26 protein-coding genes are annotated in these 25,633 nt (G+C 60.7%); 12 read left to right on the top strand and 14 right to left on the bottom strand.

The genetic code is table 11. The features are described 5' to 3' along the window. Positions 1-81: 81 nt before the first annotated feature. Complete coding sequence (locus ACP7C6_RS26220) at positions 82-591, top strand: DUF1993 domain-containing protein (protein ID WP_028619583.1); 510 nt, start codon at positions 82-84, stop codon at positions 589-591. A 69-nt stretch (positions 592-660) separates the two neighbouring features. On the opposite strand, the gene sstT is transcribed toward ACP7C6_RS26220, so the two are convergent. Then, a complete protein-coding gene (sstT, locus tag ACP7C6_RS26215; protein ID WP_028619584.1) occupies positions 661-1,881 on the bottom strand; it encodes a serine/threonine transporter SstT in 1,221 nt (406 codons plus the stop codon). Between the two features lie 228 nt (positions 1,882-2,109). Here sstT and ACP7C6_RS26210 point away from each other — a divergent pair, with 228 nt between their 5' ends. Further along, positions 2,110-3,267, top strand: coding sequence for an MFS transporter (locus tag ACP7C6_RS26210; protein WP_426109440.1), 1,158 nt, complete (start codon positions 2,110-2,112; stop codon positions 3,265-3,267). Between the two features lie 4 nt (positions 3,268-3,271). Here the strand turns inward: ACP7C6_RS26210 and nhaR are convergent, their stop codons facing one another. After that, on the bottom strand, positions 3,272-4,174 hold the full coding sequence (gene nhaR, locus ACP7C6_RS26205) for a transcriptional activator NhaR (RefSeq protein ID WP_028619586.1): 903 nt from the start codon (positions 4,172-4,174) through the stop codon (positions 3,272-3,274). A gap of 134 nt (positions 4,175-4,308) precedes the next feature. Here nhaR and ACP7C6_RS26200 point away from each other — a divergent pair, with 134 nt between their 5' ends. From ACP7C6_RS26200 to mnmH, 4 genes are all read left to right on the top strand, one after another. After that, entirely contained in the window at positions 4,309-4,560 is a 252-nt protein-coding gene (locus ACP7C6_RS26200; RefSeq protein ID WP_028619587.1) for a hypothetical protein, read from the top strand. Positions 4,561-4,602: 42 nt separating this feature from the next. Next, the gene (locus tag ACP7C6_RS26195) at positions 4,603-5,355 is read left to right on the top strand and encodes a TerC family protein (RefSeq protein WP_010211333.1); all 753 of its coding nucleotides are present in this window, start codon (positions 4,603-4,605) and stop codon (positions 5,353-5,355) included. A gap of 94 nt (positions 5,356-5,449) precedes the next feature. After that, positions 5,450-6,484 (top strand): selenide, water dikinase SelD, encoded by a 1,035-nt coding sequence (selD, locus tag ACP7C6_RS26190; protein ID WP_028619588.1) that lies wholly within the window; start codon positions 5,450-5,452, stop codon positions 6,482-6,484. Next, the gene (gene mnmH / locus ACP7C6_RS26185; protein WP_323990008.1) at positions 6,484-7,587 is read left to right on the top strand and encodes a tRNA 2-selenouridine(34) synthase MnmH; all 1,104 of its coding nucleotides are present in this window, start codon (positions 6,484-6,486) and stop codon (positions 7,585-7,587) included. The genes selD and mnmH overlap by 1 nt, the downstream gene beginning before the upstream one ends. Here the strand turns inward: mnmH and ACP7C6_RS26180 are convergent. Both ACP7C6_RS26180 and ACP7C6_RS26175 read right to left on the bottom strand, forming a co-directional pair. Further along, on the bottom strand, positions 7,577-8,632 hold the full coding sequence (locus tag ACP7C6_RS26180; RefSeq protein ID WP_426109439.1) for a permease: 1,056 nt from the start codon (positions 8,630-8,632) through the stop codon (positions 7,577-7,579). The two genes, mnmH and ACP7C6_RS26180, sit on opposite strands and share 11 nt — an antisense overlap. A gap of 44 nt (positions 8,633-8,676) precedes the next feature. Then, entirely contained in the window at positions 8,677-9,378 is a 702-nt protein-coding gene (locus ACP7C6_RS26175) for a hypothetical protein (RefSeq protein ID WP_028619591.1), read from the bottom strand. Positions 9,379-9,627: 249 nt separating this feature from the next. Here ACP7C6_RS26175 and ACP7C6_RS26170 point away from each other — a divergent pair, with 249 nt between their 5' ends. From ACP7C6_RS26170 to hemB, 3 genes are all read left to right on the top strand, one after another. Further along, positions 9,628-10,326 carry a glutathione S-transferase N-terminal domain-containing protein gene (locus ACP7C6_RS26170; RefSeq protein WP_028619592.1) on the top strand — a complete coding sequence of 233 codons (699 nt, stop codon included), beginning with the start codon at positions 9,628-9,630 and terminating at the stop codon, positions 10,324-10,326. 3 nt (positions 10,327-10,329) lie between these two features. Continuing rightward, on the top strand, positions 10,330-11,172 hold the full coding sequence (locus ACP7C6_RS26165) for a PhzF family phenazine biosynthesis protein (RefSeq protein ID WP_426109438.1): 843 nt from the start codon (positions 10,330-10,332) through the stop codon (positions 11,170-11,172). A 138-nt stretch (positions 11,173-11,310) separates the two neighbouring features. Then, positions 11,311-12,285 carry a porphobilinogen synthase gene (gene hemB, locus ACP7C6_RS26160; protein WP_016977356.1) on the top strand — a complete coding sequence of 325 codons (975 nt, stop codon included), beginning with the start codon at positions 11,311-11,313 and terminating at the stop codon, positions 12,283-12,285. Positions 12,286-12,397: 112 nt separating this feature from the next. Here the strand turns inward: hemB and ACP7C6_RS26155 are convergent, their stop codons facing one another. Continuing rightward, positions 12,398-13,012: a LysE family translocator gene (locus tag ACP7C6_RS26155; protein ID WP_028619595.1), complete on the bottom strand. Its 615-nt coding sequence runs from the start codon at positions 13,010-13,012 to the stop codon at positions 12,398-12,400. A gap of 148 nt (positions 13,013-13,160) precedes the next feature. On the opposite strand from ACP7C6_RS26155, the gene ACP7C6_RS26150 reads away from it, so the two are divergent. Further along, the gene (locus ACP7C6_RS26150; protein ID WP_426109437.1) at positions 13,161-14,246 is read left to right on the top strand and encodes a DUF1615 domain-containing protein; all 1,086 of its coding nucleotides are present in this window, start codon (positions 13,161-13,163) and stop codon (positions 14,244-14,246) included. Between the two features lie 72 nt (positions 14,247-14,318). Here ACP7C6_RS26150 and ACP7C6_RS26145 read toward each other — a convergent pair whose 3' ends face one another. After that, a complete protein-coding gene (locus ACP7C6_RS26145) occupies positions 14,319-15,182 on the bottom strand; it encodes a DUF4349 domain-containing protein (RefSeq protein ID WP_426109436.1) in 864 nt (287 codons plus the stop codon). A gap of 149 nt (positions 15,183-15,331) precedes the next feature. Between ACP7C6_RS26145 and ACP7C6_RS26140 the strand changes: the two genes are divergently transcribed. Next, complete coding sequence (locus ACP7C6_RS26140; RefSeq protein ID WP_028619598.1) at positions 15,332-15,754, top strand: PaaI family thioesterase; 423 nt, start codon at positions 15,332-15,334, stop codon at positions 15,752-15,754. A 120-nt stretch (positions 15,755-15,874) separates the two neighbouring features. Here ACP7C6_RS26140 and ACP7C6_RS26135 read toward each other — a convergent pair whose 3' ends face one another. The 3 genes from ACP7C6_RS26135 to ACP7C6_RS26125 are packed head-to-tail and all read right to left on the bottom strand — an operon-like array spanning position 15,875 to position 18,461. Further along, complete coding sequence (locus ACP7C6_RS26135; protein WP_426109435.1) at positions 15,875-17,056, bottom strand: acetyl-CoA C-acetyltransferase; 1,182 nt, start codon at positions 17,054-17,056, stop codon at positions 15,875-15,877. An 11-nt stretch (positions 17,057-17,067) separates the two neighbouring features. Continuing rightward, a complete protein-coding gene (locus tag ACP7C6_RS26130) occupies positions 17,068-17,727 on the bottom strand; it encodes a CoA transferase subunit B (protein ID WP_003211625.1) in 660 nt (219 codons plus the stop codon). 35 nt (positions 17,728-17,762) lie between these two features. After that, positions 17,763-18,461 carry a CoA transferase subunit A gene (locus ACP7C6_RS26125; RefSeq protein WP_010211319.1) on the bottom strand — a complete coding sequence of 233 codons (699 nt, stop codon included), beginning with the start codon at positions 18,459-18,461 and terminating at the stop codon, positions 17,763-17,765. Between the two features lie 133 nt (positions 18,462-18,594). Between ACP7C6_RS26125 and ACP7C6_RS26120 the strand changes: the two genes are divergently transcribed. Continuing rightward, a complete protein-coding gene (locus ACP7C6_RS26120; RefSeq protein WP_028619600.1) occupies positions 18,595-19,494 on the top strand; it encodes a LysR family transcriptional regulator in 900 nt (299 codons plus the stop codon). Positions 19,495-19,650: 156 nt separating this feature from the next. Here the strand turns inward: ACP7C6_RS26120 and ACP7C6_RS26115 are convergent, their stop codons facing one another. The 5 genes from ACP7C6_RS26115 to ACP7C6_RS26095 form a co-directional block, all read right to left on the bottom strand. Further along, positions 19,651-19,980 (bottom strand): hypothetical protein, encoded by a 330-nt coding sequence (locus ACP7C6_RS26115; protein ID WP_016977362.1) that lies wholly within the window; start codon positions 19,978-19,980, stop codon positions 19,651-19,653. 471 nt (positions 19,981-20,451) lie between these two features. Next, on the bottom strand, positions 20,452-21,297 hold the full coding sequence (locus ACP7C6_RS26110; protein WP_122684223.1) for an NAD-dependent protein deacetylase: 846 nt from the start codon (positions 21,295-21,297) through the stop codon (positions 20,452-20,454). An 8-nt stretch (positions 21,298-21,305) separates the two neighbouring features. Beyond that, positions 21,306-21,746 carry a CBS domain-containing protein gene (locus tag ACP7C6_RS26105; protein ID WP_028619602.1) on the bottom strand — a complete coding sequence of 147 codons (441 nt, stop codon included), beginning with the start codon at positions 21,744-21,746 and terminating at the stop codon, positions 21,306-21,308. Between the two features lie 129 nt (positions 21,747-21,875). Further along, positions 21,876-23,825, bottom strand: a complete 1,950-nt coding sequence (locus tag ACP7C6_RS26100; RefSeq protein WP_426109434.1) for a DNA topoisomerase III — start codon at positions 23,823-23,825, stop codon at positions 21,876-21,878. A 133-nt stretch (positions 23,826-23,958) separates the two neighbouring features. Next, the gene (locus tag ACP7C6_RS26095; RefSeq protein WP_028619603.1) at positions 23,959-25,584 is read right to left on the bottom strand and encodes an MFS transporter; all 1,626 of its coding nucleotides are present in this window, start codon (positions 25,582-25,584) and stop codon (positions 23,959-23,961) included. Positions 25,585-25,633 lie beyond the last annotated feature (49 nt).

The following is a 25,633-nucleotide window of genomic DNA, read 5'->3' as shown; positions in this document are numbered from 1 at the left end:
ATCCTGAAAAAATAAAAGACAAGCGATAGGCATGGCTATAATCGCCGCTGGTTCAAACCGTGACATTACCCAGAGACTGCCATGACTATTTCCCTGTACGCCGCTTCCATTCCTGTCTTCAAGCAAATGCTCACCGCCCTGAGCGGCGTGTTGACCAAGGCCGAAGCCCACGCCACCGCCAAGAACATCGAGCCGAACGCTTTGCTGCAAGCGCGTCTGTTCCCGGACATGTTCCAACTGGTGCGCCAGGTGCAGATCGCCGTCGACTTCGCCAAGGGTGTTTCCGCACGCCTGGCTGAGATCGAAGTGCCGAAATACGAAGATACCGAAGTCACCTTCGCCGACCTGCAAGCGCTGATCGCCAAGGTGTTGGCCTTTGTCGACACCATCAAGCCCGAGCAGATCGACGGCAAGGAAGGCATCGAGATCGTCACTCGCCCAGGCACGCCGAAAGAGAAGCGCTTCAGCGGCCAATCCTACCTGCTGACCTACGGCCTGCCGCAGTTCTTCTTCCACGTCACCACCGCTTACGCTTTGCTGCGCCACAACGGCGTAGAAGTGGGCAAGCGTGATTATATGGGCGCGTTCTAAGCATCCGGCCACAAAAAAGCCCGGGGTCGTTCACTGAAGAACGACCCCGGGCTTTTTTGTGGCCGGCGGTCAAGCCGGCTGTTCTTCCTTGCCCAGGCAGGCGGCGGCGGTGAACAGTACGTCGGTGGACGAATTCAGCGCGGTTTCCGCCGAATCCTGCAGCACCCCGATGATGAACCCCACAGCAACGACTTGCATGGCAATCTCGCTGGGAATGCCAAACAGGCTGCACGCCAGCGGGATCAGCAGCAGCGAACCGCCCGCCACGCCGGAAGCTCCGCAGGCGCAGACGGCCGCGACCACGCTGAGCAGCACGGCGGTGGGCAGGTCGACGGCGATGCCCAGGGTGTGCACGGCGGCCAGGGTCAGCACGGTGATGGTGATCGCGGCGCCGGCCATGTTGATGGTGGCACCGAGCGGGATCGACACCGAGTACGTGTCTTCATGCAGGCCCAGGCGTTTGCTCAACGCCAGGTTGACCGGGATGTTCGCCGCCGAACTGCGGGTGAAGAACGCGGTGATCCCGCTTTCCCGCAGGCACAACAGCACCAACGGGTAAGGATTGCGACGCAGTTTCCAGAAGACGATGGCCGGGTTGACCACCAGCGCCACGAACAGCATGCAGCCGATCAGCACCACCAGCAGGTGGGCGTAGCCGAGCAGGGCGCCGAAGCCGGAAGTGGCCAGGGTCGAGGCCACCAGGCCGAAAATACCCAGCGGCGCAAAGCGGATCACCACCCGCACGATCAGTGTGACGCCATTGGACAGGTCGTCGAGCACGGTGCGGGTGGTCTCGCCGGCATGGCGAATGGCTACGCCCATGCCGATAGCCCAGGCCAGGATGCCGATGAAGTTGGCATTCATCAGTGCGCTGACCGGGTTGTCCACCACGCTCAACAACAGGCTTTGCAGCACTTCACCGATGCCGCCGGGCGCGGTCACCGTTGCGTCGTGGGTTGCCAGCACTAGCGAGGAGGGGAACCACATGCTCGCAATCACCGCGACCACGGCGGCGGCAAAGGTGCCCAGCAGGTAGAGGAACAGGATCGGTTTTATATGGGTTTCCTGGCCGTGCTTATGGTTGGCGATCGACGCCATCACCAGCACAAACACCAGGATCGGTGCCACGGCCTTGAGCGCCGCGACGAATACTTTGCCGATGAATCCGGTGGCCTTGGCTGCCTCGGGCAACAGTAAGGCCAGCAGGATGCCGGCGATCAGGCCGATGACGATTTGCGTGACCAGGCTGACGCGCGCCAGTCGTTGCAGGAGGGAAGGGGCAGCAGTCATAAACACTTGTCTCTAGTTTTTGGAGGCACGGCGGCACAGGCAGAAAAGGCTGTAGGACGCGGATCGCGAAGTCTAGCATGCTGTAGGAAATGTCCCCGTCGGTGCGGCATTGCGTCACCCGCCCGCCCCAGCCTTTGCAAAACCCTGTTAAGATTCCGTCCTCTCATCTTTCCTATCCTTCAGCGCGCCCTTCGGGCTGTCGTTGATGTCGTCGTTTCTGGAGTTTTCATGTTGTTTCCTATCCTGCTGCTGTCGGCCGCCGGCTTTACCGTGCTGACCACGGAATTCGTCATCGTCGGCCTGCTGCCCTCCATCGCCCGGGACCTGAATGTGAGTGTGTCCCAAGCCGGGCTGCTGGTGACCTTGTTTGCGTTTACCGTGGCGGCCTTTGGGCCGTTTCTGACGGCCTACTGCGCGCGTTTCCCACGCAAGCGGCTGTTTATCAGCATTCTGATCCTGTTCGGCGTGGCCAATACCGTGGCGGCGCTGGCACCGAATATCTGGGTGATGGCAGTGGCGCGGCTGATCCCGGCACTGGGTTTGCCGGTGTTCTGGGCGTTGGCCAGCGAAACGGCGGTGGACATCGTCGGCCCCGAATTCGCCGGGTGCGCTATTGAGAAGATCGGCTTCGGCATCGTCTGCGCCACGGTGTTCGGCATTCCGGTGGGCACGCTGATTTCCGATATGTTCGGCTGGCGCAGCGCGTTTGCCATCCTTGCGGTGGTGGCATTGGCCAAGGCCTTGTTGCTGTTTATCTACCTGCCGGTGACCCAGCCGAAGAACGATCAAGTGACGCTGCGCTCGCAGTTCAAGATCCTGCGTAACCCGCTGATGCAGGGCCATATCCTGCTGTCGATCCTGGTGTTCAGCGGCATGTTCACGGCGTACACCTATTTGGCGGATATTCTCGAGCGACTGGCCGGTTTCGACGGTACGTTGGTGGGCTGGTGCCTGATGGGCTTCGGTGCGGTCGGGCTGATTGGCAATTCGTTGGGCGGGCGTGCGGTGGATCGCCACCCGTTGATCGCGTCGATGGTGTTCTGCGGCTTCATGATTGCGGGCATGGTGGCGTTGGTACCGGCGATCCATTCCACCATTGGCCTGGCGGCGGCGATGGCCGTGTGGGGCGTGACCCAGGCGGCGATGTTTCTGGTCAGCCATGTGCGCTTGATGAAAGCCGCGCCCCATGCGCCGGCATTTGCCGCGTCGCTGAACATCGCCGGGGCCAACCTGGGCATCGGCCTGGGCGCCCTGGTGGGTGGCCATGTGATCGACACCCTCGGGCTGGGCAGCCTGGGCTTTGCTGCGTCCGGGTTTATCCTGGTGTCGATCCTGCTGGCGTTGTGGTTGATGACTGCCAAGCACCCGGTCGCCTCCCAGGCTTGAACCGTCAGGGCAGGGTGGTAAACAACTCCCGTCGAGCGCCTTCGGTAATCGCCACGATGCCGGGGTGCTTGACCTTGCGTTCCACCGAGATCGCGTAGAACGACTCGGTCACCGCCACAGTCTGGCCAATCAGCGCCACGCCGTACTGGCGCACCACCTCATCGGCAATCACGCTGGGGGCGATAAAAATCCCGCTGCCGGATTGGCCGAAGGCCTGCATCAAGGCGCTGTCATCGAACTCACCGATGATCTTCGGCTGGATCTGCTGTTCGGCGAACCAGCGCTGCAAACGGCTGCGGACCACGGTTTCCGCCCCTGGGATCAATAGCGGCGCGCCGTGCAGGCACTGCGGGAAATCCCCGCCATATGCGTCGGCCAGCGCTTGGGTGGCGAAAAAGCTGATACCGCATTCTCCCAACTTCTGGCTGTAGCCCCTGATGTCCAGGTGCGTTGGCATGGGGCTGTCAGAAATCACCAGGTCCAGGCGCTGGATGGCCAGGTCTGCCAGCAGGCGTTCGAGCTTGTCTTCGCGGCAGGTGATGCGGATCGGTTCGCTCAACTCCATGGTCGGTGCGATCAGTCGGTAAACGATGGATTTGGGCACCACATCCGCCACGCCGACACGGAACAGAATCTGCTGTTCATCGGGCTGCGCGCGCAGCATGGCCTCCAATTCATTGCCGGTCTGGAACATCTGCTCGGCGTAGGGCAGGGCCTGGCGCCCGGCTTCAGTCAACTCCAACTGACGGCCGACACGCTGAAACAGCGCGATACCAAAGGTTTGCTCCAACAGGCTGATCTGCCCGCTGATGGTCTGGGGCGTGAGGTTAAGCTGCTCACACGCACGCACGATGCTGCCAGTCTTGGCCACCACCCAGAAGTAGTGCAGTTGTCGGTAATTGAGCATGACGACCATAACTTCGTAAAAGCCGAAGTATACTCGAGAAAAATACGAATTTTCCTGAACTGTTCACCTGCATAGAATGCCTCGCTATCGCGGGGCCACTATTTGGACCCAATGGTTCTAACGAGGAAGACATCATGAAACTCAATTCCCTGGGCAAGGCATCGTTGCTTGCGCTTACATTGGTAGTGATCAGCGGCTGCGATCAGGTCGAGAAAAGCGCGCAGCAGGTGCTGGGCAAGGCCACCGAATCGGCCAAGCAAGCCATCGATGACACGCACAAGGCGGCCGAGCAGGCATTGAGTGAAGCGACAAACGGCCTGATCAACCCGCAGAACAAGGATGATCAGGAAGACAAAGAAAGCGAATCGAACAGCAAAGAAGCCTAATTTCCCGCCCTTTATATTTACGAAGAACGTCAGGACTGACCTATGGATTACCTTTTACAACTGGCCGCCAGCCCCACCGCCTGGGTTGCCCTGGCGACCTTGATCGTCATGGAGATCGTGCTGGGCATCGATAACCTGATCTTCATTTCGATCCTCACCAACAAGCTGCCGGAGCAGCATCGGGCCAAGGCACGACGCATCGGTATCAGCATGGCGTTGGTGTTGCGTCTGGGCCTGCTGAGCACCATCGCGTTCATCGTGCAGTTGACCGCACCGGTATTCGAAGTGTTTGGCCAGGCGTTTTCGTGGAAGGACATGATCCTGATCGCCGGTGGTCTGTTCCTGGTGTGGAAGGCAACCACCGAGATCCATCACAGCATGGACCCGGAGCCGGAAGAGAAGGAAACCAGCGCCGGCAACGTCGTGGCCATCGGTTTTGCCGCGGCCATCGGCCAGATCCTGTTGCTTGACCTGGTGTTCTCCATCGACAGCATCATCACCGCTGTGGGCATGACTGAGCACTTGCCGATCATGATCATTGCCGTAGTGACTTCGGTGATCGTGATGCTGGTGGCGGCCGAACCGCTGGCCAAGTTCATCAACGACAACCCGACCGTGGTGATGTTGGCCCTGGGCTTCCTGATCATGATCGGCATGACGTTGATCGCCGAAGGCTTCGGCGCCCATGTGCCTAAAGGCTACGTGTATGCGGCCATGGCGTTCTCGGCGGCGATCGAATGTTTGAACATTGCCCGTCGTAATCGTCACAAGCGTTTGCTTGCTGCCCGGCAATAACGGCTGAAACCAAAAGGCCGGCTGTGCTCACAAGAGTCCAGCCGGCCTTTTGCTGTCTGTTAGAATTCGCGCACTTGATAGCGTGAGGTCCTACATGAACGAGCCGATTCGTCTTACCCAGTACAGTCACGGCGCGGGGTGTGGCTGCAAGATATCGCCCCAGGTATTGGAGGTGATCCTTGCCGGTAGCGGCGCACAGCACCTCGACCCCAAGCTGTGGGTGGGCAATGCTTCACGCGACGATGCGGCGGTGTACGCCATTGACGATGAGCGCGGCGTGGTCTCCACCACCGACTTTTTCATGCCGATTGTCGATGACCCCTTCGATTTCGGCCGGATTGCCGCCACCAACGCCATCAGTGACATCTACGCCATGGGCGGCGATCCGTTGATGGCCATCGCCATTCTGGGTTGGCCGGTGAATGTGCTGGCGCCGGAGATTGCCCGCGAGGTGATCCGTGGCGGCCGTTCCGTGTGCGACGAAGCCGGTATTCCCCTGGCGGGTGGCCACTCGATCGATGCGCCGGAGCCCATCTTCGGGCTGGCAGTGACCGGCCTCGTGCAAAAGCGCCATATGAAGCGCAACGACACGGCCAGCGCCGGTTGCCGGCTGTACCTGACCAAGCCTCTGGGCATCGGCATCCTCACCACCGCCGAGAAGAAGGGCAAATTGCGCGAAGCAGATATCGGCCTGGCCCGGGACTGGATGTGCACCCTGAACAAGCCCGGCAGTCGTTTCGGCAAGTTGGCGGGGGTGACGGCGATGACCGATGTCACCGGTTTCGGGCTGTTGGGCCACTTGGTGGAAATGGCCGATGGCAGCGGCCTGACGGCGCGCATCGAGTACAACAATGTCCCTCGCTTAGCCGGGATCGAAGATTATCTGGATCAGGGCTGCATGCCCGGCGGTACGTTGCGCAACTTCGACAGCTATTCAAGCAAACTCGGACGTCTTCAGGAACTGCATAAGCGTGTGCTGTGCGACCCGCAGACCAGCGGCGGCCTGTTGATCGCCGTCACGCCCGAGGGCGATGCCGAATTCCACACTGTGGCGGCTGAACTGGGCCTGGTCCTGAAGCCTATCGGCGAACTGGTCGAGCGACAGACCCACGCGGTTGAGGTGATTTGATGGCGACTGATATCACCGACTACCGCGACATCTTTCTCAACGACCGGCCGATGATGGATACCCGTGCGCCGGTCGAGTTCGTCAAAGGCGCCTTTCCAGGTGTAGTCAATCTACCGCTGATGACCGATGACGAGCGCCAGCGGGTCGGCACCTGCTACAAACAGCAAGGCCAGCAGGCGGCCATCGTGCTCGGACATGAACTGGTGTCCGGCGCAATCAAGGCCGAGCGCATCGAACACTGGGCGCGTTTCGCCCAGGCCAACCCCGATGGCTACCTCTACTGTTTCCGTGGAGGGCTGCGGTCGCAGATCGTGCAGCAGTGGCTGAAGACCGAGGCGGGTATCGAGTACCCGCGTGTGGGCGGTGGCTATAAGGCCATGCGCAGCTTTTTGCTGGAGACCGTTGAGCAGGCTGCGGCCCAGTGTGATTTTGTGTTGCTGGGCGGTATGACCGGCACCGGCAAGACCGAGGTGCTCGGTCAATTGCGCAATGCCTTGGACCTGGAAGGCCACGCCAACCATCGTGGTTCCAGCTTCGGCAAGCGCGCCACGGCGCAGCCGTCCAACATCGATTTCGAAAACCGCCTGGCGGTGGACCTGCTGAAGAAACGCGCCGCCGGTATCGAGCAGTTTGTGGTCGAGGACGAAAGCCGCATGATCGGCAGTTGCGCGTTGCCACTGCCGTTGCACAAGGGTATGCAGTCGTTCCCGATGGTGTGGTTGGAAGACAGCGTGGCAGGCCGGGTCGAACGGATCCTGCAAGCTTACGTCGTGGACTTGTGTGCGGAATTCGTCGAGGTGTTTGGCGAGCGCGGCCAGGCGTTGTTCGCCGAGCGCCTGACCCAGAGCCTGGCCAATATCCACAAGCGCCTGGGCGGTGAGCGTTACCAGCGGTTGCAGGCGATCCTGCAGGACGCCCTGGTAGAACAGGCCCGCAGCGGCGCCGTAGACCTGCACCGGGCCTGGATCGAAGGGCTTTTGCGGGAATATTACGACCCGATGTACGCCTTCCAACGTGAAAGCAAAGGCGCACGTATCGAGTTTGCCGGCGAGCAGGGCGCCGTGGTGGCGTATCTGCGCGAGCGCGCCCAGGCTAAAGGATAGCGGCGCCGATCAAGCCGCAGGCCACCCCCACCAGGATTGTCAGCCCGGCCACCGTCACCAGCACCCGCGTATCGAAATCCTTGCGCAGCATCAGCAGTGACGGCAGGCTCACGCTGGGTAAGGTCATCAGCAGCGCCACCGCTGGGCCAGTGCCCATGCCCAGGGCCATCATGGTTTGTACGATAGGGATCTCTGCGGCGGTGGGAATCACGAACAACGTGCTGACAATCGCCAGCGGCACCAGCCACACCAGGCTGTTGGTCATGGCGCCGTCCACATGGGGAAACAGCCAGACCCGCGCCGCGCCCAGTATCAATACCGCCAGGATGTAGATCGGAATCGTGCTCCAGAACAGCTGCCACAAAGTGCGCAGCCAACGACTCAAGAACGGCTGCGACTCGCCAATGCTGGCTTCGGCCACCGCATCCAGCGCCGCTTCCGGTACCTGCTCCGGACCGGCAATACGCTGTGCCACCAGCGACACTCCGACGACAAGCACAATGCCCGCCACCAGCCTGAGTGCGGTGAAGCCCCAGCCCAGCACAAAGCCCATGAACACCAGGGTCGCCGGATTCAGTACCGGGTTGGCGATCCAGAACGCCAACGCCGCGCCCACCGATACCCGCTGGCGGCGCATGCCCGCCGCGACCGGTGCCGCGCAGCAGCTGCACATCATGCCCGGCAACGCGAACAGCCCGCCGCGCAACGTCGAGGCAAGCCCGGCACGTCCAAACAGACGCAGCAGCCAATCCCGTGGAATCAGCACTTGCAGGAGCGAGCCGAGGATCACCGCCAGCACGGCGGCTTTCCAGATCGCCAGGAAATACACCTGGGCGTAGGCGAGTGCCGCTGCCAAAGGCGCGCTTTGTTGATCGTTGAGGATCGAGGTGCCGATACTGTGGTTGTCGGCGGCAACGAAAGCCTTGAGGTAGTAGGGCGACCACTTCACATAGTAAAGGCCGACGCAGGCAACCAGCAGGAACAGCGCAGGTTTCCACCAGAAGGACCAGCCCCGATTGGGTTGGGAGGACGTGAGGTCAGGCATGGTGATGATCCGCAGGTGAGTCGATAGCGGCGCATCATACGCTGTCAGCTATCGGCACTCACCTGCGTCGGTTCGGGGCAGCTTTTGTCGCCGTCGTTCAAGCCTTGCTTGTAGTTGCGGCTCAGCAGCGAGGCCTTGCCGTTATGCCAGGTCAGGGTCAGCACGTAGAGCGTGTCGTAGTCGCTGCCGGACCAGTCATCGGTGATGGTGTGCTTTTCGCCCGACGCTTCGCTCGCCACCCTGTTGATCAGCTCCGGCAGATAGCCGTGGGACCAGGCGGTGTAGATGATGGAGTTGTGGTACTTGTCCTCCACCAACTCGTCAGCGAGGTCGTGGGTATCGTTCGCCGAAAACTTGATGTTCACCGGCAGGCCCAATTTGATGGCGCTGGGGGTGATGGTCATCAACGGGCGAATGTAGCTGTAGGAATTGTCCAGTTCGCCTTCTTCCACATTCCGTGTCGGGTTGGCGGCGAACACGAAGTTGGCCTTGCCGAATTTTTCCGGGAGCAGGGTGGCCAGGTTCATCGCTCGGTTGAGGCCCTGGCAGTTGAGCTGGCCCAAGCCGCCGGCGGGTTTTTCGCCATGGCGCAGGAACACCAGGGTTTGTACGCCGTCCACCGGCTCGGCGCTGCTGACGCGCGACTCCAGGGTCAGGCCGATAGCACCGCCTACGAGCAGCAGCGGCAACATGATGTATGAATATCGTTTCAGGCGCAGCGCAAGGCACAGAGGCTTGATGATCATTAGTGTCGAGTCTTCAGTGCATCGGATTAAGGCGGACAAGCCCGGCCCAGTGACGCATCCAGCGTCCTGCGGTGTTCCCTGTCAATAAAACGTGTTGCCTCCATTCACCGTTTGAGTGCACTTAAGAGTGCCCTCGGGCCTATTGGTTCGCCCATGCGGGATAATAGCCAGCGGTTGTTGCGTATTGATGACCCATGCAGGGCACCGTAGTGATAGCTATGATGGGGACTTTCTGAACAGGGACTTACGATGAACCCACTCGCCGCTTTCCCGATCAACAGCAAATGGCCCGCGCAGCACCCCGAACGCTTGCAGCTTTACTCGCTGCCGACGCCCAATGGGGTAAAAGTCTCGATCATGCTCGAAGAGCTGGGGCTGCCCTATGAAGCCCACAAAGTCAGCTTCGAGACCCAGGACCAGTTGTCGCCCGAGTTCCTGTCCCTGAATCCCAACAACAAGATCCCCGCGATCATCGACCCCAATGGCCCTGGCGGTTCGCCACTGGCGCTGTTCGAGTCCGGCGCGATCCTGATCTATCTGGCGGAGAAAACCAGCCAGTTGCTCTCCGAAGATCCGGCCACCCGCTATGAAACGATCCAATGGCTGATGTTCCAGATGGGCGGCATCGGGCCGATGTTTGGCCAGTTGGGGTTCTTCAATAAATTCGCCGGCAAGGCCTACGAAGACAAGCGTCCCCGTGACCGCTACGCCGCCGAATCCCGGCGCTTGCTCGACGTGCTGGAGAAACGCCTGCTGGGCCGCACATGGATCATGGGCGACGAGTACAGCATCGCCGACATCGCGACCTTCCCGTGGATCCGCAACCTGATCGGCTTCTACGAGTCCGGTGACCTGGTGGGCATCGCCGACTTCCCTAATGTGCTGCGCGCGCTGGACGGTTTCGTCGCCCGGCCGGCAGTGATCCGTGGCCTTAATATTCCGAGTTGAAGCATGCCGACTTTTGATTTCAAGCAACTGGACGTCTTCAGCAGCGTGCCGCTTAAAGGCAACCCGCTGGCGGTGGTGTTCGGTGCTGACAGCCTGACGGATCAGCAGATGGCGGACTTCGCCAACTGGACCAACCTCAGCGAAACCACGTTTTTGCTGACGCCGCGTGATCCCAGGGCCGACTACCGGGTGCGAATCTTTACCACCTTGACGGAGTTGCCGTTCGCCGGGCACCCGACGCTGGGCAGTTGCTACGCGTGGCTGAAGGCCGGCGGGATTGCGCAAGGCGAGGAGATCATCCAGGAGTGCGAAATCGGCCTGGTGCGTATCCGTCGCCAGGGCGATGAGCTGGCATTTATCGCGCCGCCGTTATTGCGCTCCGGGCCGGTGGAGGCCTTGTTGATCGAGCGCGTGCGTCTGGCGCTGGGTTTGGCGCCTGAAGCCATTGTGCGCAGCCAATGGGTCGACAACGGCGCGGGCTGGCTGGCAGTGATGCTGTCGGATCGCAATCAAGTGCTGGCTCTACAACCGGACTATTCGCAACTGCTGGGTTTGGCGGTGGGCGTGATCGCCCCCTGCGATCCCACGCAGGATGATGTGGACGCACAGTTTGAAGTCCGCGCCTTCATCGCGGGCGATGGCGCCCAAGAAGACCCGGCCACCGGCAGCCTGAACGCTGGCGTCGCCCAATGGCTGCTGGCCGAAGGCCTGGCGCCTGAGTGCTATGTGGTTAGCCAGGGCACGGCCATCGGACGGGCAGGGCGGATTCGTGTTGAGCGTGAGGGCGATGAAATCTGGGTCGGTGGCGCTGTTGCGGTGTGTATCGAAGGGCGATTGCAGCTCTAGATCAATGCATTGTTACGGGCGGCGCAATACACTATTGGCCCCTCGGCGTTTGTGCTGCCGGGGCCAAGGGGCATAAGCTTTCGCCCCAAAGATTTCTGCCTTCTGCCCCAAAGATTTCTGCCTTCTGATAGGAAAGCCATGACCAGCCAGTTCCCCCAAGCCCGCCCACGCCGCCTGCGCCGCTCCCCGGAGCTGCGTGGTTTGTTCCAGGAAAGCGAATTCACCCTCAACGATCTGGTACTGCCGATCTTCGTCGAAGAAGAAATCGACGATTTCGTGCCCATCACCAGCATGCCCGGTGTGTTGCGTATCCCTGAGAAGAAACTGGCCGGCGAGATCGAGCGCTATGCCCGCGCCGGCATCAAGTCGGTGATGACTTTTGGCGTGTCCCACCACTTGGACGCCAGCGGTAGCGACACTTGGAAGGAACGTGGCCTGGTCTCGCGCATGTCCTCGATCATCAAGGACGCCGTGCCGGAAATGATCGTGATGTCCGACACCTGCTTCTGCGAATACACCGATCATGGCCACTGTGGCGTGATGCACGGTGCCCATGTCGACAACGACGCGACCCTGGTCAACCTCGGCAAGCAAGCCGTGGCCGCTGCCCGAGCGGGTGCCGATGTCATCGCACCCTCGGCGGCGATGGACGGCCAGGTTCAGGCAATTCGCCGCGCCCTGGATGATGCCGGTTTCACCCATATCCCGATCATGGCGTACTCGACCAAATTCGCCTCGGCCCTCTACGGCCCGTTCCGCGAAGCCGGCGGCAGCGCGCTCAAGGGCGACCGTAAAAGCTACCAGATGAACCCGATGAACCGCCGCGAAGCGGTGCGCGAATCGTTGCTGGACGAACAGGAAGGCGCGGATGCGCTGATGGTCAAGCCTGCCGGTGCCTACCTCGACATCATCCGCGACATCCGCGAAGCCTCGCGCCTGCCGGTGGCGGCGTACCAGGTCAGCGGCGAATACGCGATGATCAAATTCGGTGCCCAGGCGGGTGCGATTGATGAGGACCGTGTGGTGCGCGAGACATTGGGCTCGATCAAGCGCGCGGGGGCGGACTTGATCTTCACCTACTTTGCGATGGATTTGGCGTTGGCTGGGATCTAAACCTGCCTCCACTGCAGGAGCTGGCTTGCTGGCGATACAGGCACCTCGGTCTTTCAGTAAAACCGAGGTGATGCTATCGCTGGCAAGCTAGCTCCTACAGTTTTGTGTGGTGTCAGCGTTGCGCAAACGCAAGGTTCAACCCCAGCCCCGCAAAGGCTGCCGCAAAGCTGCGGCGCAGCCAGTTCTGTACCCGTGGTGATTCGATCACCGCGCGGCGAAATACGTTGGCCAGCAGGCCATACACCACGAACACCGCAAATGTCATTGCCATGAATACAGCGCTCAGCACCAGCATTTGCAGGGCTGGCGCCGTGCTACCAGGCGTGACGAACTGGGGCAGGAAGGCCAGGAAGAAAATGGTCAGCTTCGGGTTGAGAATGTTCATCAACAAGCCGCGCGACATCAGGGTCCATGCGCTGGAGAGCGTCGGTGTTTCGCTGACCGCAAAGGCCGAACGATCGCGCCAGGTGGCATACGCTACGTACAGCAGGTAGGCGACGCCTGCGTACTTGAGCATGTCGAATGCCAATGCGCTGGTGTGAAGCAGGGCGGACAGGCCGAGAACAGACGCCAGCAAATGCGGGATGATCCCGGCGGTACAGCCCAACGCTGCGAATACACTGGCGCGCTTGCCGGCGGTGAGGCCGGTGGACACCGTGAATATCACGCCGGTGCCGGGAATCAATACGACAATCAGGCAGGTAATCAGGAAGTTCAGGCTGAGCATGGCATTCAAACTCCGTGTACGAATGGTCGATGACCGAACCTGTCACATTTTTCGGGTCACTGGCGAGCGCGCAAGGTGGGCGAACCCTGGTTAGACTTACCGGTCGATATCTGCAATGCCCCGGCCCGCCGCCACCCAAGGAAGCTCCATGTACCCAAGCCGCCTGATCCTGTGCTTTACCACTTTACTGGTACTGGCCGGTTGCTCCACCACACGCAACCCGCAACAGCCGGAGCGCAGCGAAGCCGAGGTGAAGGCGCAGATCGTGCAGTTGCTACCGGCCCAGGTGTCTGATCGCAAGGGGTGGGCCCAGGACATCTACACCGCCTTCGATACCCAGAAAATCTACCCCAGCACGGAAAACATCTGCGCGGTGCTGGCGGTGACCGAGCAGGAGTCCACTTACCAAGTGGACCCACCCGTGCCGAACATGGGCAAGATCGCCCAGGATGAAATCCTGCGGCGCGCCGGAAAAGTCCATGTGCCGGCGTTTGTGGTCCGCAGCGCACTGCAACTGCGTTCGCCCACCGGCAAGACTTACGCCGATCGCCTGGGCGCTGCACGTACGGAGAAAGACCTGAGTGGCATCTTCGATGACTTCATCAGCATGGTGCCCCTGGGCAAGACCCTGTTTGGTGGCTTCAACCCGGTGCATACCGCAGGGCCGATGCAGGTGAGTATCGACTTTGCGCAAAAACAAGCGCGAGGTTATCCCTACACGGTGGACGGCAGCATTCGCCGCGAAGTGTTCACCCGCCGGGGCGGCATGTACTTCGGCATCGCGCATTTGCTCGGTTATCCGGTTAACTATGACCAGCCGTTGTACCGGTTTGCCGACTTCAATGCCGGCTGGTACGCCAGCCGCAATGCCGCGTTCCAGGCTGCCGTCAGCCGTGCCTCGGGCACCGACCTGGCCTTGGATGGAGATCTGATTCGCTACGGTTCACTGCTGCCGGGCACTACCGAGCTGGCGGTGCGGTCATTGGGTGCGAAGCTGGACATGCGCAACCCCAGCATCCGCAGCCAGTTGGAGCAAGGCGAGCAACTGGACTTTGAAGACACCACCCTCTACAAGCGCGTGTTTGCCCTGGCCGACAAGGCCGCGGGCAAACCGATGCCACGGGCGATCCTGCCGGGCATCGTGCTCAAGAGCCCCAAAATCACCCGCAATCTCACTACCGCCTGGTTCGCCAAGCGGGTGGATGAACGTTATCAGCGGTGCATGAAGCGCTGATCAGTTTTGTGGTGAGCGGGCTTGTCCCGCGCTGGGGTGCGTAGCAGCCCCAATCAAAGACACTGAGGACTTTCAGGTGTCACTCTGCGGCTCATTCTGGGGGGGCTTCGCACCTAAGCGCGGGACAAGCCCGCTCACCACAGGGCGGCTCTTAACAACAAAGCGGCGCCACAGCCACACCCACAACCACACCACTGGAAACGCCAGGATCACGAACGGCAGTACATAGGCCGACCGCTCCAGGGCGTCGGCAGTGCCGTCCACCAGGTTGTCGCCCAAGCTGCTGAGCATGCGGCTGAACCTCGACTGCTGGTTTGCACCGTCGGAGGAGCGGAAGTTCAGGGTCACACGGTTGGTATCGACGCGGCGTTGCTGGCCGGCGGCAACCTGTGCCAGTTCCTGCAGCTCGTTTTCAATGCCCGCCTGTTCCTTGCTTAAGGCAATCAGGTCACTGACGGTGATGTCCTTGCGTTTGGCCAGTTCGTCGAGGCGTAGCTGCTGGGCTTGCAGACGGTCCTGGCGACGGCGCACATCGGCAACGGCATCGGCCAGGTCTTCAGCGGTGGTGATGCGCTGGCCGAGTTTGCCACCTTCAGCAGCCATCGTGACCATCGGTTCCACGCCGGTCGGCGCGATGCGCAGGATGATCTGGCCGCCGCTGTCGTTTTCGGTGATGCCGAGGATATTGCAGGCGCCAAAACGCGCGGTTTCGCAGGCTTCGCGAGTGGCCTGCATGCGCGGTGAAAGCAAGGCGCCGGGAAGGGCCAGACTCAGTTCGTGTTCGTAGGCCAATTGCGCGCCGGCACGGCTTTGTTCGCCGTTGATCACCCGCGCGCGCGAGTGGTCACTGGGCGAGCAGCCAACCAGGGCCAAGCCGGCCAGCAGTGTCAAAAGAGGGGCACGAAGTGCGAGGGATTTGCCGTCCGGGTGGCGCATTGCAGTTCCTTGAGCGAGTGGATGCGGCGATTAAAGCGGGTCTGGTGGATTAACGCAAAGCATCGCGGGGGATTTGCGCGGTAGATGGTAATGGCCGCTGCTTGCGGCCAGGCGTACATCTCAACCTTCACTCCAGGGAAGAATCCGCCATGATCACTCACGCCGTACCTGAAGGTTTTGTGTCATTGCCCCGCAGCAGTCCATTGCTGGATCTGCTCGGCCCGGCCTATTGCCGAGGGGAGGGCCTGCAACTGGAGATCGGCCTGCGTGCCGACAATCGCCACGCCAATGGACGCGGCACCGTGCATGGGGGCGTGCTGGCGACCCTGGCGGACATCGGCATGGGTTACGCGATGGCCTTTTCCAGCGAGCCGCCGCTGCCGTTGATTACTGCGAGCATGACCTTGGATTACCTGGGGGCGGTGCAGGTCGGGGAGTGGATTGTGGTGCGGTTGGAGCATCACAAGCGGGGGCGGCAGATGGCGTTTGCCACGGTGAGCTTGCAGGTGGGGGAGAAGGTGGTGGCGCGGGCGAATGCGGTGTTTGCGGTGCCCCAATCCGACAGGCAATAAAGATCAAATGTGGGAGCGAGCAAGCCCGCTCCCACATTTGAACTGCGTTTTTCAGATAGAACGCATTAAGAAAAGGCCTGGTTTTCGTGGAACCAGGCCTTTTCCGTGTTGCTCTTTGAATCAGTTGCGTTCGAGCGCCAGCGCGACACCCTGGCCGCCACCGATGCACAGCGTTGCCAAACCTTTCTTGGCATCACGCTTGATCATTTCATGCAGCAGCGTCACCAGCACGCGGCAGCCTGACGCGCCGATCGGGTGGCCGATGGCGATGGCGCCGCCGTTGACGTTGACCTTCTCTGCATCCCACTCCAGCTCTTTGCCCACCGCCAGGGATTGTGCGGCGAAGGCTTCGTTGGCTTCGATCAGGTCCAGGTCGCCCAGGCTCCAGCCGGCTTTGTCCAGGCAGCGGCGGGTGGCCGAGACCGGGCCAATGCCCATGATGGCTGGGTCGACGCCCGCGTTGGCGTAGCTGGCAATACGCGCCAGTACCGGCAGCCCAAGGGCCTTGGCCTTGTCGGCGCTCATCAGCAGCACGGCGGCGGCACCGTCGTTGAGGCTGGAGGCGTTGCCGGCGGTGACGCTGCCGTCTTTCTTGAACGCCGGTTTCAGTTTGGCCAGGGACTCGGCAGTGGTGCCGGCGCGAGGCTGTTCATCTACGGCGAAGGGCACTGGATCGCCTTTACGCTGGGGAATCAGGATCGGGGTGATCTCATCGACAAAGCGGCCTGCTTCAATAGCAGCAGCGGCTTTTTGCTGAGACGCCGCAGCGAACGCGTCCTGGGCTTCACGGCTGATGCCGTACTTGTCCACCAGGTTCTCGGCGGTGATGCCCATGTGGTAGTCGTTGAACGCATCCCACAAACCGTCGGTGATCATGCTGTCGATCATCTTCGCGTGGCCCATGCGCAAACCGGTGCGTGCGGCGGGCAGTACATACGGGGCCAGGCTCATGTTTTCCATGCCGCCGGCGATGATCACTTCGGCGTCGCCGCAACGGATGGCCTGGGCGCCCAGGTGCAGGGCCTTGAGGCCGGAGCCGCAGACCTTGTTCAAGGTCAGGCTGGGCACCGCGTGGGGCAGGCCGGCGAGGATCGAGGCCTGGCGCGCCGGGTTTTGGCCGCTGCCTGCGGTGAGTACCTGGCCGAGGATCACTTCATCCACTTGGGCCGGGTCGAGGCCAGTCTGTTCCAACAGGCGACGGATTACGGCAGCGCCCAGTTCCGGTGCCGGAATGTTCGCCAGCGAACCCTGGAAGCTGCCCACGGCGGTGCGGGTGGCAGCAACAATCACGACGTCTTGCATGGAATCTGTCCTCACTGGAAGTGCATTTCTGGAACGTGGTCCGGGACGATCAGTTTACCGGCGGTCTTGCTCACAATCTCCTCAACGCTGACGCCAGGTGCGCGTTCCTTGAGGACAAAAGCGCCATTTTCGATTTCCAGGTAGGCCAGGTCGGTCAATACACGCTTGATGCAGTTGGCGCCGGTCAGCGGCAGGCTGCACTGGCTGAGCAACTTGGACTCACCGTCCTTGGACGCGTGGGTCATGATCACGATGATGTTTTCCGCACCGGCCACCAGGTCCATGGCGCCGCCCATGCCTTTGACCAGCTTGCCGGGGATCATCCATGAGGCGATATTGCCTTGTACGTCCACCTCAAACGCGCCAAGCACGGTGAGGTCGACGTGGCCGCCACGGATCATCGCGAAGGACTCGGCGGAGGAGAAGATCGACGCGCCGATGCGCGCGGTGACTGTTTGTTTGCCGGCGTTGATCATGTCGGCATCAATGGTTTCTTCGGTAGGAAAAGGGCCCATGCCCAGCAGGCCGTTTTCCGATTGCAGCATCACTTCCATGCCTTCGGGGATGTAGTTGGCCACCAGGGTCGGAATGCCGATGCCGAGGTTGACGTAGAAGCCGTCCTGCATTTCGCGGGCGACGCGTTGAGCCATTTGTTCGCGGGTAAGAGCCATTTTTATGTGTCCTTATTGTTCGGGCTGGGGGCGGATTATTTGCGCACGGTGCGCTGTTCGATGCGCTTCTCGAACGTGCCGCAGATGATCCGGTCGACGTAGATGCCAGGGGTGTGGATCTGCGCCGGGTCCAGCTCGCCCGGTTCGACGATTTCTTCCACTTCGACCACGGTAATCTTGCCGGCGGTGGCGGCCAACGGGTTGAAGTTCTGGGCGGTGTGGCGATAGATGACGTTGCCGAAGTGGTCGGCTTTCCAGCCTTTGACGATGGCGAAGTCGCCGGTGATGGATTCTTCCATCAGGTACGGACGACCGTTGAATTCGCGGGTTTCCTTGCCTTCGGCCACCGGGGTGCCGACGCCGGTCGCGGTGAAGAACGCAGGGATGCCGGCGCCGCCAGCGCGCATTTTTTCGGCCAGGGTGCCTTGAGGGGTCAGCACCACTTCGATTTCGCCGCTGAGCAATTGCTTCTCGAACAGGGCGTTTTCACCGACGTAGGAAGCGATTACCTTGCTGATCTGTTTTTCTTCCAGCAACACGCCCAGGCCGAAACCGTCGACGCCACAGTTGTTGGAAACCACGGTCAGGTCGCGGGTGCCTTTGCGCTTGATCTCGGCGATGAGGTTTTCCGGAATGCCGCACAGGCCAAAACCGCCGGAGAGTACGGTCATGCCGTCTTCCAGGCCTGCCAGTGCTTCCTCGTAGGACGCCACGCGTTTATCGAAACCTGCCATATGCACCTCTTTTATTGTTTGTGGGCCAGCCAATGAGTCGAGTGTTGCTCCGGCTGATTGATTTGTTAAGTTGTTTTTTAAGGTTGATTGATTTAAAAAACAGCATAGTCGCCCGGCCATTTGGAGTAGCGTCATGACAGTTAAACAGATGCGCGCGTTTCTCGCCGTGGCCCAGAGCCTGAGTTTTGCCGCCGCCTGCGAGCGCCTGCACCTTTCCCAATCGGCGCTGAGCCTGACCATAAAGGGGCTGGAAGAAGGCCTGGGTGGGCGCCTGTTCAGCCGCAATACACGCAACGTTGCCCTGACGCCTGAGGGCGAGTCCCTGCTGCCCTTGGCGCGCCGGTTGATTGCCGACTGGGACAACGCCGAAGACGAACTGCGCCAGCGTTTCACCCTGCAACGCGGGCGAGTCACGGTCGCGGCAATGCCATCGTTTGCGGGCAATTTGCTGCCACCGATCCTGAAGATATTCCGCGCGCGTTACCCGCAGGTGAATGTGACCGTGCATGATTTGATCAACGAGCAAGTGCTGGAGATGGTGCGCGACCGGCAGGTGGAGCTGGGCGTGGCGTTTGAGCCTGCTGAAGGCTCATCACTGGCGTTTACGCCGTTGTACCTCGATCGCTTCATCGCCGTGGTGCCGGGTGATTCGCCCTTGGCTGCCTGCGCCGAAATCGATTGGATAACCTTGCTGGAGCAGCCGTTTATCACGTTGCAACGGCCGTCGACGGTACGGGTGATGCTGGAAGAACACTTGGGCGCTTTACAGATGAAGTTGCCGGTCGCCCTTGAAAGTCATCAACTGGCGACAGTGGGCAAGATGGTCGCGAGTGGTTTGGGTGTCAGCGCGGTGCCAGCGTTGTGCGCACGGCAAATGGAGGAGGCGGGCGCCCATTGCATTACCTTGAGCGATCCGGTGATCGAACGGCCGATTGGTGTGCTGACCAAGCCAGGACATGAACTCTCGGCAGCGGCGCAAGTATTGTTTGATATTTTCCGGGATGAAGCCGCAAAAGGCCGCTTCCCACGTTGACCCTGTAGGAGCCGGCTTGCCGACGATAGCGGTCTTGGGCACGGCGGTGTCCTAAGGAATGCGTCGCCGGCAAATTTGCGTCGATAAAAAAGAATAATGGCAATAAAAAAGCCCGCTCGGCTAACCGAGCGGACTTAATAAGCTAATTAGTATTTATCAGCAGTATCTATCAATCACTTTAACGTGCGATTGGCCTTTGAGGTTCTGCCATTCGGTATTAAGTGTGTGGAAGACCTGCTCGATAAAGTTGCGATCGGCCGCCGCTTTCTTGCCGACATAACCCTGGCCGCGACGGTACATCTTCAGGCGCGCCGCCAATTCACGGTTATTGCGGTCGAACTCGGCTTCTTCGGTGTGGGGCGCCAGGCAGTCGATTTGGACTTCGCCCGATTTGCCAATCCACAGGATATGGTCGTCGAGTGTGTCTTTCTGCGCTGCGAACATCTCAGCCAATTCATCGATAGTTGGTTGGTTGTTCAGATTCATGTGTAAGCCCCTTGACCAGTTGGCGATCTATCAGTTGGTTCGTTAAAACATCTTTAGTTGTCTCCGGTTGCGAAAACCGGGCGTCGGCGACTGTCTGCCGAATACGGGCAGGGTCTTGAACCTGATGCATGTAGTCTTGCTGATGAACTGCTACGCAATGCTTTCATAACGAAGACAAGCCGCATTTGAGCGCCTTGTACCGAGCCCTGCGGGCCGGTCAGCTTCATCAATCCGCCTTGTGGGCAGTGCACATCCGGAAAAAACAGCTCGGCGGTCAGACGAGCTTGTTCAAAACGCTTGTTGCCAACGCTCCCGATCCGGGAGACGTCTCGATAATGCAAGGACAAAAAGGTTACGTCAACGGTTATGTAGTGATTATTTTTGATCACTACATAAATCGCCTTGGGGACGGGAGAATGCGGGAAAACGTGACTTGGGCGTCATTTTCTGGAGGTGCAAGTCAGGCAGATATCAGGCTAATCGCTCAGCCAGCAAGGGCAACAAGCGCTCGCATTCAGCTTCGATCTTCACCTGTAACAGCTCATCCCCCCGGGTCTTGCCCAAGTTGATGGCAATGACGGGTTTGCCCTGTTCGACCACGGCCTTGCACAGGCGGAACGCCGAATAAGCCATCAGCGACGAGCCCACCACCAGCAAACCCTCGGCATGCTCTACCGCAGCCATCGCCCTGGCTGCTGTTGCTGGCGCTACGTTCTCGCCAAAAAACACGACATCCGGCTTCAAGCGTTCGCCATCGCAATGGGGGCAGCGGGGGACCTGGAAGTGTTCTTCCAAAGCAGGGTCGAGCAACGTGTCGCCATCCGGCGCCTGCACCGCGTGGACCTGCGCCAAATAGGGGTTGTCGATTTCCATCTGTCGCTGGATTGCGTCACGCTGGCTGCGCAATTGGCAATCCAGGCACAGCACCCGGTGCAGGCTGCCGTGCAGTTCGATCACGTCATGGCTGCCGGCCTGATCATGCAGGGTGTCGACGTTCTGGGTGATCAACCCACTGATGCGCTCACGCTGTTGTAGCGTCGCCAAGGCCAGGTGCGCCTTGTTCGGTTGTGCAATGCGGACCCTTGGCCACCCCAGCATCGCCCGCGCCCAATAACGGCGCCGCGCTTGCGGGGTGGCGAGGAATTCCTGGTACATCATTGGCGCCTTGCCCCGACGCACGCCTTCGCTGTCGCGATAATCGGGAATGCCCGACGACGTGCTGATCCCGGCACCGGTCAACACCAGAAAACGCCGGTCTGCCATGGCCCGGTACAGGGTGTCGAGGTGGTCCTCTTGATGTTCCAGCATGTCGAGCATGGGTTCCCCTATTCGCCGCGGATGTACTGCTCCAGCTGTTTGATCAGGTCAGCCTGGTCGGCAATGGCTTCTTTTACCAAGTCACCGATGGAGAGCAGGCCCAACAGTTTGCCGTCTTCGACCACCGGCAGGTGGCGCAGGTGACTGTCGGTCATGATGTTCATGCACTCATCCACCTTTTTATGGGTGTCGACGGTGATCACCGGAGAGCTCATCACCTCATGCACCTTTGTGGTGACCGACGATAGCCCCTTGAGCATGATTTTGCGGGCGTAATCACGCTCGCTGATGATGCCTACCACCACGTCATCCTGGACGACCGGCAAGGCCCCGACGTTTTTCTCCGACATCCTGACCAGTGCTTCAAACACGGTGTGGTCGTGTTTGATGACATGGACTTCCTGGTTTTTCTTGTCCTTGGCTTTGAGCACTTCTGCAACGGTTTTCATGGCGGCCACTCCGGTTTTTGTTGGTTAGTCAGGCTCCCCTTACAGAATCCTAGACGGCCCGCGCGGCGGCAAGGTCCAAAGCGGCGTTAAACCCGTCGAAAAACGTCATTCGCCGGTTTTTTTCGCGATTTACCCCGCAGTTGCCGGCTTTTTCGTCCGTTTAGGGCTGGCTGCAGTCTTGCGTGGCGCGCTCTTGCGTTTCTTTTTCCACGGCGCGGCGCCTCGGCCTGCCGGGCTGGCCGGGCCGGTGATGGTCATGCGCATGCCATTGCAACGTGCCACTTGCTTGCTCATCCAGGCCGCCTGTTTGGCCACGAATTCCTCCAGGCTCATTTCACCGCTTTGCACCATATCCAGCGCCTGCTCCCAGATCGCCGTGGTGCCGGGGTCTGCGATAGCGCGAGGCACGGCGTCGATCAGGCTGAACGCTGCCGGGGTGGCCGACAGCGCCTTACCGTTCTTCACCAGGTAGCCACGGTCCAACAGGCCCTGGATGATGCCGGCGCGGGTGGCTTCGGTGCCGATGCCGGTGGTGTCCTTGAGCTTTTGCTTGAGCAGCGGGTCTTCCACCAGCTTGGCGACGTTTTTCATCGCCTTGATCAGGTCGCCTTCGGTAAAGGGCTTGGGCGGTTGGGTCCACAGGTCCTTGAGGCTGACCTTGGCCACGGCATAGTCCTGGCCCTGTACCAATGCCGGCAACGCTTGTGGGGCTGGCGCCTCACGCCCTTTGGCTGGCGCCAAGGCTTCGGGCAGGGCGCGTTTCCAGCCCGGGTCGATCACCACTTTGCCCACCGCGCGCAATGCTTGCCCCGCGCAGTCGAAATCCGCCTGGGTGCGGTCGTATTCATGGTTGGGCAGGAACTGCGCCAGGTAGCGTGCACGAATCAAGGTGTAGACCGCACGGTGCTTGCCGGTGAGTTGCCCGACATCCTTGCCGGCGCCGGTCGGGATGATGCCGTGGTGGGCGCTGACCTTGGCATCGTTCCACGCCCGTGAGCGGCGTTGCGGGTCGATATGTGGCATCAGCTCGTTTACGGCTGCATCAGCGCGCCCCAGCGCAGCAAGAATCTTCGGCGCGTCACTGTGCTGGCTCAGTGGCAGGTAGCCGCAATCGCTGCGCGGGTAGGTGATGGCTTTGTGGGTTTCATACAGCGATTGGGCGATATCCAGGGTTTCCTGCGCGCCGAGCCCCAGTTTCTTCGAGCAGATTTCCTGCAGGGTGCCCAGGTCAAAGGGCAGGGGAGCGACTTCACGCATGCGTTCGGTACGCAGTTTCACCAGCCGTGCGGTGGCGGCATTGGCCATGGCATCGGCTGCGTCTCGTGCCAGTTGCGGGTTGAGGCACCGGCCCTGGTCATCACAGGCATCCTCGGCCGCACGCCACTGGGCGGTGAACGTCATGCGTTCGTGGCGCAGATCGACATCGATCGCCCAGTATGCCACCGGCACAAAATCGGCAATGCTGCGGTCGCGGTCCACCACCAGGCGCAAGGTCGGCGTTTGCACCCGTCCCACGGGCAAGACGCCTTGGTAACCGGATTGGCGCCCCAACAAGGTAAACAAACGACTCATGTTCATGCCGATAAGCCAGTCGGCGCGGGAACGGCCCAGGGCCGAGTGGTACAGGCTGAAGGTCTCGGCGCCGGGCTTGAGGGCCGCCAGGGCCTTGCGAATGGAGGCATCGTCGAGGGCCGACAGCCACAGACGCTGGATCGGCCCGCGATAGCGGCAATGTTCCACCAGCTCGCGGGCGATCATCTCGCCTTCGCGATCGGCGTCGGTGGCGATCACCAATTCTTGGGCTTCTCCCAGCAAACGCTTGACCGCCTTGAACTGGCTGGCGGTCTTGGGCTTGACGCGCATCTTCCATTTTTCCGGGACGATGGGCAGGTCGGCCAGCACCCAGCGTTTGTACTTTTCGTCGTAAGCGTCGGGCGGCGCGGTTTCCAGCAGGTGGCCGATGCACCAGGTAACCGTGACGCCATTGCCCAGCCAGCAGCCATCGCCCCGGCGACTAGCGCCGAGTACGGCCGCGATATCCTTGGCCTGGGAAGGTTTTTCACAGAGGTACAGCCGCATGCTCAGCCCGTTCGTTACGCTATTGAATGAAGAGCAGAATGGGCAAAAGAAGGGATTTGATCAACTATTATGTGTATGGATATACAGCAATTTGTGTGCGCCCCCGCCCGGCAAGGGAAAGGGGCGCCTTCAGTCAGTTGTTATCAATATCCACATGCCGCGTTTCTTTGAGGCAGAACAGCCCCACGATCAGGCTCACCCCGGTCACCACCACCGGATACCACAGGCCGTAGAAGATATCGCCGGTGTACACCACCAGCGCGAACGACACGGTCGGCAAGAACCCGCCAAACCAGCCGTTACCGATGTGGTAGGGCAGGGACATCGAGGTGTAGCGGATGCGGGTCGGGAACAACTCCACCATCAACGCAGCCAGGGGGCCATAGCACATGGCGGCAATCAGGATCAGCGCCACGATCAGCACCACCACCATGGTCTTGTTGACCTGCGCCACATCCGCCGAAGACGGGTAGCCGGCCAGGGTCACGGCGCCACGCAGGGCTTTTTCGTCAAACCCGTCGATGCGTACGTCACCTACGCTCACCTGCACCGGGCTGCCGGCCGGTGCGGCGGCGCTGCTGTAGGGCAGGCCCTGCTTGACCAGGAAGGTCTTGACCTTGTCGCACGGGCTGTCGAATTTGGCCTTGCCCACCGGATCGAACTGGAAGGTGCAAGTGGCCGGGTCGGCCAGCACGGTGATCGGGGCCTGGTGACTGGCCTGGTCCATCGCCGGGTTGGTGTAGTGCGCCAGGCTCTTGAAGATCGGGAAGTACAGCGCGGTCGCCAGCAGCAGGCCGAGCATCAGCACCGGCTTGCGGCCCACCTTGTCCGACAGCCAGCCAAAGAAGATAAAGAACGGCGCGCCGATCACCACGCTGATGATCAGCAGCATGTTGGCCAGGGCCGGGTCCATTTTCAGGAACTGGGTGAGGAAGAACAGCACATAGAACTGCGCCGCGTAGAAGGTCACCGCCTGGCCGCCGTTGATGCTGAACAGGGCGATAAGCACGATCTTGAGGTTTTCCCATTTACCAAACGAGTCGCGGATCGGCGACTTGCTGGACTTGCCTTCCTCTTTCATTTTCAGGAACGCCGGCGACTCATGCAGGCTCATGCGAATCCAGGTGGAAATACCCAGCAGCACGATGGAGAACAGGAACGGAATGCGCCAGCCCCACACTTCGAACTGGTCACCGGTGAAGTAACGGCAGGCCAGCACCACCAGCAGTGACAGCAGCAGGCCGAGGGTCGCGGTGGATTGAATCCAACTGGTGTGGAAGCCGCGTTTGCCGGCTGGCGCATGTTCCGCCACGTAGGTCGCTGCGCCGCCGTATTCACCGCCCAGCGCCAGGCCTTGCAGCATGCGCAGCACGATCAGGATGATCGGTGCCGCAATGCCGATGCTGGCGTAGGTCGGCAACAGCCCGACACAGAAAGTCGCCACGCCCATCAAGATGATAGTGACGAGGAAGGTGTATTTGCGCCCGATCATGTCGCCCAAGCGGCCAAACACCAGCGCGCCGAACGGTCGCACCACAAAGCCGGCGGCAAAGGCCATCAAGGCAAAGATGAACGCCGTGGTGTCGTTGACCCCAGCAAAGAACTGCTTGCTGATCACCGCCGCGAGGGCGCCGTAGAGGAAGAAGTCATACCATTCGAACACCGTCCCCAGGGACGAGGCGAAGATGACCTTCTTTGAGTCGTTGCGGGTGATGACGGTGTTGACCGCCGAACCCAGGGGTTGAGCATGTTCTGACATCGGGTAGCCCTCACAGTGATTATTTATTGTTGTTCCACTGTCGGCGCCA

Source organism: Pseudomonas sp. TWR1-1-4, from assembly GCF_049897165.1.
In the GTDB taxonomy this organism is placed as follows: domain Bacteria; phylum Pseudomonadota; class Gammaproteobacteria; order Pseudomonadales; family Pseudomonadaceae; genus Aquipseudomonas; species Aquipseudomonas canadensis.
The sequence above is the reverse complement of the archived record's forward strand: the minus strand, read 5'-3'. Positions and strand labels throughout refer to the sequence as shown.